The sequence below is a fragment of the Gemmobacter sp. 24YEA27 genome (assembly GCF_030052995.1).
Taxonomy (GTDB): Bacteria; Pseudomonadota; Alphaproteobacteria; order Rhodobacterales; family Rhodobacteraceae; genus Pseudogemmobacter.
Map to the genome: position 1 here is coordinate 91,114 of NZ_JASJPW010000007.1, position 12,337 is coordinate 103,450.

The 12,337-nt window shown below is 61.2% G+C and carries 17 protein-coding genes; 11 read left to right on the forward strand and 6 right to left on the reverse strand.

All coding sequences use genetic code 11. The features are described from left to right. Positions 1-786 precede the first annotated feature (786 nt). Positions 787-972 carry a hypothetical protein gene (locus QNO18_RS24440; protein ID WP_283180053.1) on the reverse strand — a complete coding sequence of 62 codons (186 nt, stop codon included), beginning with the start codon at positions 970-972 and terminating at the stop codon, positions 787-789. Between the two features lie 83 nt (positions 973-1,055). Between QNO18_RS24440 and QNO18_RS24445 the strand changes: the two genes are divergently transcribed. The 3 genes from QNO18_RS24445 (at position 1,056) to QNO18_RS24455 (ending at position 3,714) form a co-directional block, all read left to right on the forward strand. Further along, entirely contained in the window at positions 1,056-1,220 is a 165-nt protein-coding gene (locus QNO18_RS24445) for a hypothetical protein (RefSeq protein WP_283180054.1), read from the forward strand. A gap of 659 nt (positions 1,221-1,879) precedes the next feature. Continuing rightward, positions 1,880-2,908, forward strand: a complete 1,029-nt coding sequence (locus QNO18_RS24450; RefSeq protein ID WP_283180055.1) for an AAA family ATPase — start codon at positions 1,880-1,882, stop codon at positions 2,906-2,908. Positions 2,909-3,012: 104 nt separating this feature from the next. Next, positions 3,013-3,714, forward strand: coding sequence for a ParB/RepB/Spo0J family partition protein (locus QNO18_RS24455; RefSeq protein ID WP_283180056.1), 702 nt, complete (start codon positions 3,013-3,015; stop codon positions 3,712-3,714). A 91-nt stretch (positions 3,715-3,805) separates the two neighbouring features. Here QNO18_RS24455 and QNO18_RS24460 read toward each other — a convergent pair whose 3' ends face one another. Then, positions 3,806-3,928 (reverse strand): hypothetical protein, encoded by a 123-nt coding sequence (locus tag QNO18_RS24460; protein ID WP_283180057.1) that lies wholly within the window; start codon positions 3,926-3,928, stop codon positions 3,806-3,808. 318 nt (positions 3,929-4,246) lie between these two features. On the opposite strand from QNO18_RS24460, the gene QNO18_RS24465 reads away from it, so the two are divergent. From QNO18_RS24465 to QNO18_RS24480, 5 genes are all read left to right on the forward strand, one after another. After that, the gene (locus tag QNO18_RS24465) at positions 4,247-5,377 is read left to right on the forward strand and encodes a helix-turn-helix domain-containing protein (protein WP_283180058.1); all 1,131 of its coding nucleotides are present in this window, start codon (positions 4,247-4,249) and stop codon (positions 5,375-5,377) included. A 105-nt stretch (positions 5,378-5,482) separates the two neighbouring features. Beyond that, positions 5,483-5,980: an SOS response-associated peptidase family protein gene (locus QNO18_RS24470; RefSeq protein WP_283180059.1), complete on the forward strand. Its 498-nt coding sequence runs from the start codon at positions 5,483-5,485 to the stop codon at positions 5,978-5,980. Continuing rightward, positions 5,931-6,158 (forward strand): hypothetical protein, encoded by a 228-nt coding sequence (locus tag QNO18_RS25900; protein ID WP_349293953.1) that lies wholly within the window; start codon positions 5,931-5,933, stop codon positions 6,156-6,158. The genes QNO18_RS24470 and QNO18_RS25900 overlap by 50 nt, the downstream gene beginning before the upstream one ends. Beyond that, positions 6,142-6,729 carry a hypothetical protein gene (locus QNO18_RS24475; protein WP_283180060.1) on the forward strand — a complete coding sequence of 196 codons (588 nt, stop codon included), beginning with the start codon at positions 6,142-6,144 and terminating at the stop codon, positions 6,727-6,729. The genes QNO18_RS25900 and QNO18_RS24475 overlap by 17 nt, the downstream gene beginning before the upstream one ends. A 12-nt stretch (positions 6,730-6,741) precedes the next feature. After that, positions 6,742-7,173, forward strand: coding sequence for a hypothetical protein (locus QNO18_RS24480; protein WP_283180061.1), 432 nt, complete (start codon positions 6,742-6,744; stop codon positions 7,171-7,173). 86 nt (positions 7,174-7,259) lie between these two features. Here the strand turns inward: QNO18_RS24480 and QNO18_RS24485 are convergent, their stop codons facing one another. Genes QNO18_RS24485 through QNO18_RS24500 form a run of 4 tightly spaced genes read right to left on the reverse strand, consistent with a single transcriptional unit; the run spans position 7,260 to position 10,574 of the window. Further along, positions 7,260-7,733 (reverse strand): hypothetical protein, encoded by a 474-nt coding sequence (locus tag QNO18_RS24485; RefSeq protein WP_283180062.1) that lies wholly within the window; start codon positions 7,731-7,733, stop codon positions 7,260-7,262. 55 nt (positions 7,734-7,788) lie between these two features. Next, positions 7,789-8,415: a hypothetical protein gene (locus tag QNO18_RS24490; protein WP_283180063.1), complete on the reverse strand. Its 627-nt coding sequence runs from the start codon at positions 8,413-8,415 to the stop codon at positions 7,789-7,791. A gap of 20 nt (positions 8,416-8,435) precedes the next feature. Then, a complete protein-coding gene (locus tag QNO18_RS24495; protein ID WP_283180064.1) occupies positions 8,436-10,028 on the reverse strand; it encodes a hypothetical protein in 1,593 nt (530 codons plus the stop codon). A gap of 3 nt (positions 10,029-10,031) precedes the next feature. Then, the gene (locus QNO18_RS24500; RefSeq protein ID WP_283180065.1) at positions 10,032-10,574 is read right to left on the reverse strand and encodes a hypothetical protein; all 543 of its coding nucleotides are present in this window, start codon (positions 10,572-10,574) and stop codon (positions 10,032-10,034) included. Between the two features lie 149 nt (positions 10,575-10,723). Here QNO18_RS24500 and QNO18_RS24505 point away from each other — a divergent pair, with 149 nt between their 5' ends. The 3 genes from QNO18_RS24505 to QNO18_RS24515 are packed head-to-tail and all read left to right on the forward strand — an operon-like array spanning position 10,724 to position 12,250. Then, on the forward strand, positions 10,724-11,317 hold the full coding sequence (locus QNO18_RS24505) for a hypothetical protein (RefSeq protein ID WP_283180066.1): 594 nt from the start codon (positions 10,724-10,726) through the stop codon (positions 11,315-11,317). Next, positions 11,314-11,907, forward strand: a complete 594-nt coding sequence (locus tag QNO18_RS24510) for a hypothetical protein (protein WP_283180067.1) — start codon at positions 11,314-11,316, stop codon at positions 11,905-11,907. The genes QNO18_RS24505 and QNO18_RS24510 overlap by 4 nt, the downstream gene beginning before the upstream one ends. A 4-nt stretch (positions 11,908-11,911) precedes the next feature. Then, on the forward strand, positions 11,912-12,250 hold the full coding sequence (locus tag QNO18_RS24515; RefSeq protein ID WP_283180068.1) for a hypothetical protein: 339 nt from the start codon (positions 11,912-11,914) through the stop codon (positions 12,248-12,250). Positions 12,251-12,337: the final 87 nt, after the last annotated feature.

A 12,337-nucleotide genomic window follows, 5' to 3' on the forward strand; every position in this document is an offset into this window, starting at 1 on the left:
AAAATTGGCAAAATATTGCCAAAATATTCAGCAAGTTCATGATCACAGAAGCTGGAGGCGGAATTCACCAGTACGTGACACGCCATAATTTTTATTCATCAAACCAATATGTTAGTTTGTTTCTGTCTCCCCCTTTGTTGCTTCACGAGGTGCGCCATACCCGCAACACCCGCTCAGCTCCCCCAAAAGATGCGCGATAATTCGCTTGCCAAGCAGTTATGGCGCTTCCTCTCTTCTGAAGGTGGCTGCTCTGCAACGTGAGGTTTCTCTTCTAAAAGATGCGTCGATCGGGAGCGATTACAGGAGTGACGTGCAATTCTTGCATTATCGGTCGTTTCGCCTATATAGAGAGATACTCGCCAGAACCCCGAAAATGCCTCAAAGTCCCGCCAAGACGCGCCAGCGAGTCCATGCAGAACGCGGGTCGTCTGGGTTTCTGCGAGGGCACAGCGCTTCAGCACGCACACACCGTCGCGTTCCGCCCGTGGAAACCGCCATGACAGATGAGACATCCGATCTGGAAGGCGCGAAGCAGGACGCCCCCTCCCCTGTCTTGCTCGACCACCAGCCCCTGCCTTGCGGGTCTGGCCGAACGGGCGGGCGACTATACCGAGGTGGCTAGTTCCGTCAACACCCACAAGGCCTACGCCGCCGGCTGGAATCACTTAGTCGGCTGGTGCCGGCGTGGGGGGCTGGATGCGCTTGCGCCCGACCGCAAACTGTCGGCCTCTACATTACTGCCTGCGCCTCCGGCGCAACGCAGGTCGGCGGGCGTAAGAACACCGTCTAGACCATCGAGCGGCGTCTTTCAGCGCTGGTCTGGCCTAGACGCAACGCGGCCTTGTCCTTGACCGGCTCGACCGGCACTTCGCCAACGTCCTCACGGGCATCCGCAACAGCGACGCCGCGCCTCCGCGCCAACAGGAGGCGATCCTGCCCGACGATCTGCTGGCCATGCTGGAAACCTGCCACCGAGGCACCCTGCGGGGCTGCGCAACAGGGCCATGTTGATGATGCGATTTGCCGGGGGCTTGCGCCGGTCAGAGATCACCGGGTTGGATCCAGGCCGTGACCAGACGGAGAATGGGCGCGGCTGGATCGAGGTTCTGCCCGGCGGCTTGCTTGTGACTCTTCGTGGCAAGTCCGGCTGGCGCGAGGTGAAGATCGGCCGCAGGTCTTCGCCCGCGACCTGCACAGTCGAGGCGCTGGAGCTCTGGTGAAGTTCGGTCGTATCAGCCAGGGACCGCCGTTCCGCCGTGTAACCGGCAGGGTAAAGGAACCGGAGCCGTTTCGCCTCAACGACCGCGAGATCGCAAGGCTGGTCACGCGGGCCGCTCAAACCGGGGGACTGCGGGGCGATCAGCCCGAGAAGGACCCCCCTGCCCTCTTCTCCGGCCACAGCTTTCGCACCGGTCTGGCCGCCTCAGCTGAGGTCGACGAGCGGCATGTACAGAAGCAGCTGGGCCACGCCAGCGCCGAGACGACACGCAGGTATCAGCGCGGACGCGACAGGTTCCGGGTGACCCTGACCAAAGCTGCCGGATTGCAAACCAAACCTGTTCGTCATGATCGAAGCCCGCCTTTCTCTCTGGGGAAGCAAGATTCGGCCCAAGCCAGAAGCCGCTGCCAGACGACTTATCCACAGAAGCCACCGGGAGCCGGCAGCTGCTTTGCCGCCTCTTAAAGTGTAGAGCGAGATTTTCTGACTAACTGACTGATTTATAGTGTAATTTATTCATCAGGAAACCACTCTCTAAACGCATTTTTCGGCCTCAACGGTTTTGGCTGGATTAATCGAGAAAAGCTGTTAAAGTAACAAAAAATAACAACATCGAGGGCAGCAATGAGTGCGATACAGGCATCTCAGCGGTTCGAAACAATGTCTACGCGGCTCGGCAACCGTTTGCGAGAGCATGCCGAAGAGACGTTCCCACCGGATGCTCAAAAGGGCCTTCGGCGCTTCGCCATGCGCGAAGCCGCCGATCTGTTGCGCATTAATCAAAATACCTTTCGCCATCATGTGTCAAACTTGGAAGGTTTTCCGGAGGGCATACTGGAAGGTGGCAATCGGCGATCTTTTACTGCCAGCGAACTGGTCGAGGCGCAGCGCATACTTCTGGACACAGGGCGCATCCGCCGTGAGGATCACCCCCATCGCACGGACGGCGAAGCCTGTCAGGTTGTAACTGTCTTCAATCTGAAGGGCGGCTCTGCCAAGACCTCGACCGTGACCCACCTTGGGCAGCTTCTTGGTTTGCGCGGCTATCGTGTACTGCTCATCGATCTGGACAGTCAGGCCAGCCTGACCAATCTCTTCGGTATCACGCCCGAGCTCGCGCCCGACTTGCCGACCTCCTACGATCTCATTCGCGCAGAGAACCCCCTGCCCGCTTCAGAGATCATCAGGAAAACCAACTTCCCTACCGTGGACCTCATCCCCGCGTCGATGGACATCATGGAGTATGAGTTCGAGGTTGCATTAAGCTTCCGCAGCGGGACGACGACCTTCCACACCCAACTCAAGGAAGCGCTCGAACCCGTTCTTGGTAATTACGATATCGTCCTCATCGACACACCACCGCAGCTCAACTTCTCGGTGATCTCTTCCATCTTTGCGTCAACGGGCGTCCTGATCCCACTTAATGCCTCCATGCTGGATGTGATGTCTCTCGCCAGCTTTCTTAAAATGGCAAGCAGCCTAATGGGCGTGGTCGAGAGCCACGCTCCTGAGCATGGGCTGAACTTCGTTCGTCTTCTGTTGACCCGCTATGAACCGACAGACGGGCCACAGGTGCAGATCTCGTCTCTTCTGCGAACGGTGCTCGGGATTCGGTCCTGCCCGCCGAGTTCCTCAAATCGACTGCCGTCGGCGATGCTGCGAACACGCAGCAGAGTATCTTCGAAGTAGAGCCGAAGGACGTGAACCGTCGGACATACGAGCGTGCAATCGAATCCGTCTCTCGGATTACCGACGAGATCGAACGGGAAATCCGTAAGGCTTGGGACGGACTGATGGCGCGTAAGGTATTCGGCTCCACGCTCAAAAAAGCGATGGAAGAAGGTGTTTCTCTCGATGCCATTGAGGCCCATGCGGTACAGACCCGGACCAGTCCGACCGTTGCACGGGCCCAGGCTTCGGTTCTCGAGGAGGACAAACATGCCACCCGGCTGCTCGACCCAAATCTGATCCGCATGTCCGCGGTTCAGGATCGCCTCGATCCGTCAGACGGTCTCGAAGAGCTGGTGGAGTCTATCAGGGAGCACGGCCAGAAGGTGGCCATCCTTGTCCGCCGCCTGGCGGACGGGGCCTATGAGATCGTTTATGGCAGGCGGCGCCTTCTCGCCTGCCGAGAGCTAGGACAAAAAGTCCGGGCCACGGTCATGGAGCTTTCGGACGAAGAAGCTCTGATCGCCCAAGGCGTAGAGAACAATGCGCGCCAAGATCCCTCGTTTATCGAACGGGCGATTTTTGTTTCAGGCATCATCGCAGAACTCGGCAAGACCGACGAGACGCGGAAGAACGCCCAGACAGTTGCGTATCGGGCATTGCAAATCGATGAGTCTCTGGTTTCACGGATGCACCGTATCGCATCTGCAATCCCGATGGTCCTGATCCGGGCCATTGGACCGGCGCATGGCTCGGGCGGCGGGTCTGGGAAAAGCTTGCAAAGCTTTGCGAAACAACCCCGATCTCGCAGCTGCGGCGGCGGATAGTTTGCCGAAGGACCTTCCCGGTGCCGAGCGGCTGGAACTGGCCATAAACCGCATGAGTCCTCCCCCTGCCCCCGCCACAAAGCCGGCGACGTCAGATCGGATCACGGTCAAGCGGAAGGGCAACAAAATCACTCTCGAAGCTGATCTCTTGATGCTGCCTCACCTTGAAGACGCCGTTCGCAAACTGGTTGCTGAACTTCTTGACCGCGGTCAAGAAGAAGCGCCGGAACCTGCCCGAGGCACAGCCATACCGTCTTGACCGCGGTCAAGACGGACAACTCATAATAACGATAACGAGCAGAAAGGAGGACAGGAGCGAAAAAGAAAGACCCCCGAAAGCGGTGCTTCCGAAGGGCCTCAATTAGTCTCGACACCTGATTGATACCCTATATGCGAATCGGCATCAACATCGCTTGCGGTGATCGGGGGCACTTTTTCTTCCTAAATCACAATGAACCACATCACATCCACGGCCCTTGCGGCCGGGGCACAGAAGATCTGTGCCAAATCTGAGGAGCACTCGCTCCCCGGCATGGGTTCGATCACCCTGCAGCCAGCATTCCGGCCGATCTCACGTCGTGACATCATGGCCGCGGTCAACACATGCAGTCGCGATCTCGGAATTCGGCAAGGGGCGGTTGTAGTCCTCGATGCGCTGCTGAGCTGCCTGCCCTGCCAAGGCGCGGATGGCCGCGATACACCCGTCTCTCCGACCACCCTGCTCACGGTGTACGCCAGCAACGATACTCTATGCTTCCGCGCCAAGGGTCTCACCGACCGTCAACTGCGACGACATCTGGAAACTCTCGAAGCCGCCGGCCTGATCCGTCGCCGCAACAGTGCAAATGGCAAGCGCTTCCCGGTCATGCAGCATGGCAAGCCCATCGGCGCCTTCGGGTTGGACCTCTCCCCACTCTTTGCACAATCGGACGCACTTCTCGCGCTGGCCCTGCGCCGCCGCGAAGAAGCAGACGAGTTGCGGGGGCTGCGGGCACAGATCCTCAGACTCCGCGCGGCCTGCGCCGAACTTCAATTGACCGACGTTGTCGCCACGTTCATTGACGGTTTGCAAAACCTAGTTCGGCGGACCTCGCTGACCCTCATTGAGGCTCGGGGAGCTCTCTCGCAGCTGACCGCAGTCCTCTCGTCACATGCAGCCCCACAAGCTGTAGTCCATTGCGAAATCGAAGAGATTGAGCAACCCCTGCCCTCCAATGCAGAAGTCGCTAACACGACATCCTGCGCAGAGACCGCCATGGACCGCGCCCCAGACCAAGCGGTCCCTGAAACCTTTCAGGCCCTCGCCGCAAAAACCTGCGACCTGCCGCAAACCGAGCAAAAGCCCGCCTCTGACGGACGGAATGTCCGCCACATAGAGCAAGAGTCAGATACAAAAAAAAGAAAGCGAGAAGTCGATGACCTTCCAAGTTGGACAGCCCTGTCCGAGGTCAGCGCTTTCTATGAAGAACCGACCAGCGCCCAAGAGGCCACACGTATCGCTTTCGAATTCGGGAAGATGCTGAGAATAAGCCAGGACATCCTCGCCAGCGCAGCAAGCAGGCTTGGGCTTTGGGAACTTCTCAGACTCGAAAACCGCATGGCAAAGCAGATCGGAACTATTCTCAACCCTGATGCCTATGTCAGATCCGTCCTACGAGCGTGATGCATGACCGCGGTCGCATGGCCCTAAATACGCAGATAGACCGCTCGAGTGGAATCGAATAGGTTCGTTGATTGTTCTCAAGCGGAGATGCCGCGAGGAGGAATCATGTGCAACCTCTATTCCCAGACCAAGAGCCAGGAAGCCATGCACCAGGTCTTTCGTGATGTGCTGGAAGAAGATGAGGAACTGATCGATACCGCAGGTAACCTGGCCCCTGATTCCGGTATCTTTCCCGACTACGCTGCGCCGATCATTCGCCGCAGTAAAGGACGGGATTGGACACTGACCACGGATCGATGGGGTATCCCGACCCCACCCGTTTATCTGGCCGGCAAGCACACTGACCCCGGCGTGACGAACATCCGCAATGTCAGCTCGCCCCATTGGCGCAGATGGCTCGGGGCTGAACATCGCTGTCTCGTTCCCTTCACTAGCTTTTCCGAACTCGATGCCAGACCCGCCGCGCAACAACCCGGTCTGGTTCGCACTTGGCTAGGGTCGACCACTCGCGTTCTTTGCCGGGATCCGCACCGAATGGACTTCGGTCAGAAAGCTGAAGAAGGGCGAGGTAACAGCTCAGCTCTTCGGATTTCTGATCTGTGAACCAAATGATGCGGTTCGCCCCATACATCCGAAAGCTATGCCAGTAGTTCTGACGCGTCCGGACGAATGGCGCTGCTGGCTGACCGCGGACACAAGCGAAGCCCTCAAGCTCCAACGGCCGCTGGCTAATGGGCTTCTCGATATAGTAGCGGAGGGAACGCGTGCAGATCCTGCGTGACCAGCTACAGGCCGGAAGTGATGAATCGCTTCACCTATTGAAGGGCCGCGTTCACGATGTCGAGGGCCGGGGCCGAACCGGCTTTGCACTATTCCACGCAGCAAGATTGGCGGGACCGGTCTTCTGGATCGTGTTGACGCATGACCGTGATCGGCCAATGCCAGGATCCCTGCCAGACGGCATAGCCGAGCGGTTGTATTTCATAGAGGCGAAAGACGAGACCGATTTGCGCTGGACCGTCGAAGAAGCGCTAAGGGCACGACCGGTTTCTCTGGTCATCGCCGCTCCGGAAAAGCCGATCTCGCTGACCGCGGGCAGGCGGCTCCAACTGGCCGCGGAGGCCGGGGACACAACGGGCCTCGTGCTGATCCATGAGGGCAAGGGAAGCAATGTCGCCGAGACCCGCTGGAAATGTGATCCGCTGGGCTCGACTCGTCATCGCTGGATCCCCAATAAGAACAAACAGGGAACGCCCGGAATCTATGATGTGAGTTGGAACGGCACGACGGCTGCTGTCCATCTGGTTCCTCAGGCTGGCGAGCGACATCAGCCTGAGAGCCCGCCCCGTTGAGGGCCTTTCGCGTTGACGCTCCGGGCGTCGAACGCGGAACATCTGCATTGCCTCAACAGCATCGCAAGCGCTGCCGGGCTCCATCGCGGCATGCCTCTGGCCGATGCGCGCGCCATCTGTCCGCTGCTCTCCACGCGGCCAGTTGATCTGATCGGGGAGGGCAGGGCGCTCGATGGTCTGCGCAGATGGGCGAGCCGCTACGGTCCATATGCCGCCAAACACGGAACGGATGGCTTGATCGTCGATGTCTCGGGCGTGCCGCATCTCTTTGGCGGCGAAATCGAGCTTCTGGCCGATCTTGAGGCTCGTCTCGAAAGGGCAGGGGTCTCCTCGAAAAGCGCCATTGCCGAGAGACGGGCAGGTGACGCATCTGATCGCCGAGCGCATCGAGGATCTGTCAGCACGGCTTTTCACCATCGGGCATCAGTTGCGGATCGGGGCTGAGACCGAGAGGGCAGGGGAGACCGTCAGACCGACGCGTATAGCGGCCAGAGCGCTGCACCCGAGGGAGCAAGCGAAGAAGCTTTTCCCTAGCCGGGATTTTCATTGACGCTGCTTCCCGCGTGTAGGTTCAGTAATGCGGCGATAGATCTTTGAAGTTGGACGTGACGTTCAACAATAGTTTTCCTCCGACTCGGGCAAAAGCACGATCCGGTCATCCCGGAGAGGCCAGTATACTGCAGGGCGGGCAGATTGCGGTCGGGCATCAGCCAGTCCAGCGGGTCGATGCGCCACAGACCGGACGCGCTGACCAGTTGCAGCGCGCAGATCAGCGCGGCTAGCACCGCCAGCGGCTTGCGCCCGGCAGGCCCCGGCCTGCGCTCTGACAAGACACTCCAGGCGAGACCTGCCCCGATCGGCGCGAGCAGAATCCCCCCGAAATTCAGGCGGCTTTCGGCTATTATCTCGCCATTTGACGTGGTCATGCTGGTGGTGCCGATGAAGAGGAAGAACGGCACGATCCCAAGGATCAGGGCGAAAAAGGGCTTGGCAAGATTTGGCAATTTCTGCCTCCGGGCTGTCTTTGACATGTTATTTAAAGGGCGGTTGTTCCCGATTTCACTCCGGCCCCAGGGCGAGGATTGCTGCGAAAAGCCGAAGCAGATCCGCATCCTCCCCAGGATCGGCGCGGGTGATCGTGACCCTGATCCGCGCGGCCTCTGGCCCTTTGGCATGGTCATGGAGCACGAACGCCGCTTCCAGTCGGGTTGTTGAAGCGCCTTCGTGGATCGCGGCAATGGCCGGCCCGATAGCCGCCCTGTCACCGGTTTCGCGCAGATAGCGCAAGGCGGCATCGCGGCTGTCGGTCTCCCCTTCACTGGCGAGGGCCAGGGCGGCACCCAGAGCCGCCTTGCGATCCTGCGCCGGGAGTTCGGCGCTTTGCGGGTCGCGGGCGGCGTTCAGCATCTGGGTCAGCACATCAAGGATCAGCGCCCGATTGGCCGGCAATGCGCCCGGCAGCCCCCGTGCAAGTGCGCCGAATTCTGCGACATCCCCCGGCGAAAGTGGATTTTGCAACAGGATAAGCCTGACCTCGACCGCCATCGCCGTGAGACCCTGATCCGGGCCCGCGGGGTTTGCAATCTCGGCCAGAGCATGGCTGCGGAAATGGGTGATGCTGGCATCACGATCCTCGGCCATAAGGGGACCTATACCCGCCGCCAGCACCAGCAGTGCGGCGAGCATCCGTCTGCACCAACCCCGTCTCATTCGTCCTTCTCCAGCCAATAGGCCGTGCCGCCGATCAACAGCGTGTCGGGCCGGGTTGCGTCAGAGGAGGTGGGGCGGGCCACAAAATGGCGGATCTCGCCCTCGGGCGTCTGGAGGATCAGCGCGAAATCCTCAAACCGATAGGTCGAGGTGACGGGTTCATCCGCAGTGCCGCTGGTGATCAGATAGCCGGTGCCGACATTGCCTGCCACAAACGCTCCCCGGCGATAGGTGACAGAGCCCTCTGCGGTAAAGGTATAGCTGCGGTCCGACCGCGCGCCCCCCATGCCGATATTGAGATAATAATAGCGCGCCTCGGGCCGGAAATCCGCCTCGGGTGAGACCAGCGCCTGCGCGCCGGTCAGATCCTGGGTGGTGCCATCGGCCCCGGTCAGGACAAAGCCCTCGCCGCTTTCTTCCCATTGCAGCCAGCGGTCGGGTTCGCGGGCTTTTGAGACATCGACATTCAGGTCGGTGAAGGGGAAGGACCAGCCATGGCGATAGGCGCTGCCATCGTCCAGCAAAAGCCAGATCGCCTCATTGCGGTCGGTATAGCTGTTGCCGAAGCCATCGATGCGGAAATCGAAATCGGCCTCGTAGAGGATATGGGTCAGGTCCTTGGTGGCGATCCCCTGTCCCGGACCGGCATAGATTTCTTCGGCAGTTGGTGGGCGCAGCATCAGGCCTGCGCTGTCATCACCGGTTGCGACCGGACCCCTGGCATCGCCAAGGGCTTCAGTGCTGCAGCGGTCCAGCGTGATCACCCCGCCAGTCGCATTGGCCGTAACCGACCGCACCCCGCCTGTGAGCACCGCCTCCTCGCCCATCATCTGCGCGAAATGGGCCTCAAAGGCATCCGTCTCGAAACTGCGGCAGCGCAGGGTAAAACGCGATTGCTGATCACCGCGCCAGTCGCGGATTTCATCATCATCAATCACCCGCCCCGAGACCATAAGCACCGGATGCGCGCGCAGCCAGGCCTCGGCCTCGGCCCCCCGCGCCTCGCGCAGATCGCGGCTGTCGGCGGAGCCTTCGTGGCTGCCGACCGTGGACATCACGGTTTCAATCCGCGCAGACAGCAAAGCCAGCGGCAGCACTTCATTTTCCGCCATCAGCGGGTGCGGGCTGGGCGGGGCGGGAGGCAAATCAAGGCCGAATCGGCGCAGGCTGCGTTTCAGGCGCTGCAAAGCCCGGCCCGGATCATAGCTGTCAGCCAGAACCCCTGCGAAATCATCGCAGCCCGAGGGATCGGCGGTGACTTCCGCCTCGATGGCCTGGCGCACCAGCGCCTCGCCCTCATCCATCTGTGCCTGAATGGCGGGATCGACCGCAGCGAGAGTCGCAATCGCGCGCTCGGCCTCGGCCATGTCATGGCGGTGATACCAGGCGCTGAACCCGTCCCGCAGCGCCCCCTCGCGGTCGGGAAAGGCGGCGCGACAGGTATCAAAATGCGCCCGCGCCTTCATCAGAGGATTGATCACCGCCCCGAAAGCCTCGTTCAGATCGGCGAGATCATCGGCAGGGGCGGTGGTCGGCGCAAGGGCCAGTGCAAGGGCCAGTGCAAGACCCAGAAAGGTGCGGCGCAGCATGGCTCAGCCCGCCGGGCAGCGGATCAGCATCCCGGCGATGCCATCCTGCATCAACACCAGCATATCAGGCGCCGGGCGCAGAATATCGACCGTCGCAAGCTGCTGTCGCACGATCTGCTGACGCATCGGGCGCAGCTTTTCCGGCGCCATGCCCGCAAGACCAAGCCGCTCGATCGTCGCATCCATATTGCCCTCGCGCAGGAAGCGGTGGCCGCCGGCCCAATGGTAGCCCTCGGTATAGGTCACATCGCGCATCTGCTGGCTCATGGTCATGCTGACATCGGAAACCGCCTCGATCACCAGACTCGTGGGGGTATTGCCACCGCAGAAGCGTTCCAGCATCCGGGTCACATCCTCAGGCGCGGCGGGAGCCTCGGGAGAAAGCTGCGACATCATCAGCCATTCGCCGGAGAGATCCGTCAGATCGGGCGACTGGTCCATCGTGGTGAGATAGCTGCCCGCGAGGCCGACATAATCGGCAGCGGCATCGGCATGGGCGCCATGGGCGGCGGCGATCAGGCTGGCGGCAAGAATTGCGGCTTTCATTCTCTCTCTCCTCAGAACGGGTTCGGCAGTAGGACGCCCGACCCCGGCCCGGCTTTTGCGCCATCAGAGTTTTTTTCAGCCTGGCAAAAGTCGGAGGCCGGGCGCGCGTCTCATCTGCAAAAGGGAAATCGGCTCAGAGGAGATCAGAGATGTTCAGACAGGCCCTTGCCGGATTGACGATGGCGCTGTTTCTTAACACCGGCGCGGCCATGGCCGAGATGGCGCAGGATTACCTTGGTATCCCCGGCCCCATCACGCTTGGCGGCGCGGAGTATGGCCTGGCCTGGAGTTCGCAGCCCACCCCGCATTATACCAAGCAGGAATACCTTCCGGCAGGACAGCAGCCGGGCGCCCAGACCAGCATGGTCATGCTGGAGTTTCTGGCGGGCGGTATCAGCCCCGCCGACGCTGTCGCGCAGAAGGTGACCGAACTCAATGCGCGCAAGGCCAGCGATCCGGTGACCAATTACAGCATCCTTGAGCATAAGGACGGCCAGGAGCTGATCCTGGATTTCGTCATCAGCGGCCATACCGAGGCGGGCGAAATGATCCTGGAATGGAATGGCTACCGCTATTTCACCGCCGAGGATGATCAGGGCCAGCACGGGGTTTTCCTCTTCGCGATCAGCCACCGCGCCTATGGCGAGGCCGATGCGCGCCGCTTCCTCGAAGGGCTGAGCGCGTTTCGCAATCAGCAGATCGACGCCCTGGCGCGGGCGGCGAAGCCGGATTTCGGCTCATGACCCGCCCGCAATATATCGCTTTGATGCTGTGCCTCGCCGCGCCCGTGGGTGCGCAGGCGGCCGGGTTCAGCCTGGTGGCCAACCAGACCTGCGCCGATCAGCTGTTTTCGCGCCCCGAAGGGGTGATGAAAGCCGCGCAGAATGCCGCGGCTGTGGCGCTCGAACTGCGCTTCGGGCGCAAGACCCCCGATGCCGCCACCCGGGAAAGGGCCGCTCGTGCCCTGGGGGCCGGGATCGCCGAATTGCAACGCCTGCGGGCGGCGCTGGATCCTCTGGAGGCACCTGAAAGCGCGGCGCAGGACTGGGACGCGCTGCTGGGAGTGGTCGATTTCAAAATCCGGCTGGCCGGCAACCGCGAGGCGGTTTTGCGCGGCACAGAACAGCAGGCGCTGCTTGCGACCGACAGCCCTGTCCCCAACCGGCGCTGGACGGGCTTGCGGAGCGGCTGTCCACTGACTGGCTCGATTGTGAAATGGCGCTGCTTGCCGAAGGCCCGTCCGGGGCCCTCGCCCGCTCTGCCATCAGACGAATGCGGTCTGTGCCGCGATCTTTACCGGGCGGGAAGGCCCGGAGGGGCGGGTCGCCAGTGAGCGTGTGCTTGATGCCTTTATCGCAGCACGGGAAGGCCGCCTGGCTTTGCCCGATGCAGATCTTGAGGCCGCGCTGGAATATGAGGAGCAGCGCGCCCGCGCCGCTGCCAAAGGGTTCGCCACACTGGCGGCAGAGGCGCCTGCAGGCGCAGATACCTGGGCCTGGCTGCAGGACCGGCAGAGCCAATATGCCGATTTCCATGCCGCAAGGCTGCGGGTGGTGACCTCGGGCAGCGCTGACCCGTCAGCGGATTTTCTGGCCGTCCGGCGCCCGCCTTTGCCGGATCGCAACATTGATGACCTGGGGCTCAGCGTCACTCAGTGCCGCAAGATCGCGCTGTGACGGAAAGCGCCTGCTGAGAAACCGGCGCGGAAAAATCCACCCACTGGCAAAACTTGCCGCCCGCGCGACCGTCTTACCTTCAGATGA

Coding starts and splice junctions, on each gene's coding strand:
- QNO18_RS24455 (WP_283180056.1), top strand. CDS start 3,013: ATGGCGCGTAAGGTATTCGGCTCCACGCTCAAAAAAGCGATGGAAGAA.
- QNO18_RS24510 (WP_283180067.1), top strand. CDS start 11,314: ATGACCCGCCCGCAATATATCGCTTTGATGCTGTGCCTCGCCGCGCCC.
- QNO18_RS24505 (WP_283180066.1), top strand. CDS start 10,724: ATGTTCAGACAGGCCCTTGCCGGATTGACGATGGCGCTGTTTCTTAAC.
- QNO18_RS24490 (WP_283180063.1), bottom strand. CDS start 8,415: ATGCTCGCCGCACTGCTGGTGCTGGCGGCGGGTATAGGTCCCCTTATG.
- QNO18_RS24450 (WP_283180055.1), top strand. CDS start 1,880: ATGTCTACGCGGCTCGGCAACCGTTTGCGAGAGCATGCCGAAGAGACG.
- QNO18_RS24465 (WP_283180058.1), top strand. CDS start 4,247: ATGGGTTCGATCACCCTGCAGCCAGCATTCCGGCCGATCTCACGTCGT.
- QNO18_RS24470 (WP_283180059.1), top strand. CDS start 5,483: ATGTGCAACCTCTATTCCCAGACCAAGAGCCAGGAAGCCATGCACCAG.
- QNO18_RS24500 (WP_283180065.1), bottom strand. CDS start 10,574: ATGAAAGCCGCAATTCTTGCCGCCAGCCTGATCGCCGCCGCCCATGGC.
- QNO18_RS24495 (WP_283180064.1), bottom strand. CDS start 10,028: ATGCTGCGCCGCACCTTTCTGGGTCTTGCACTGGCCCTTGCACTGGCC.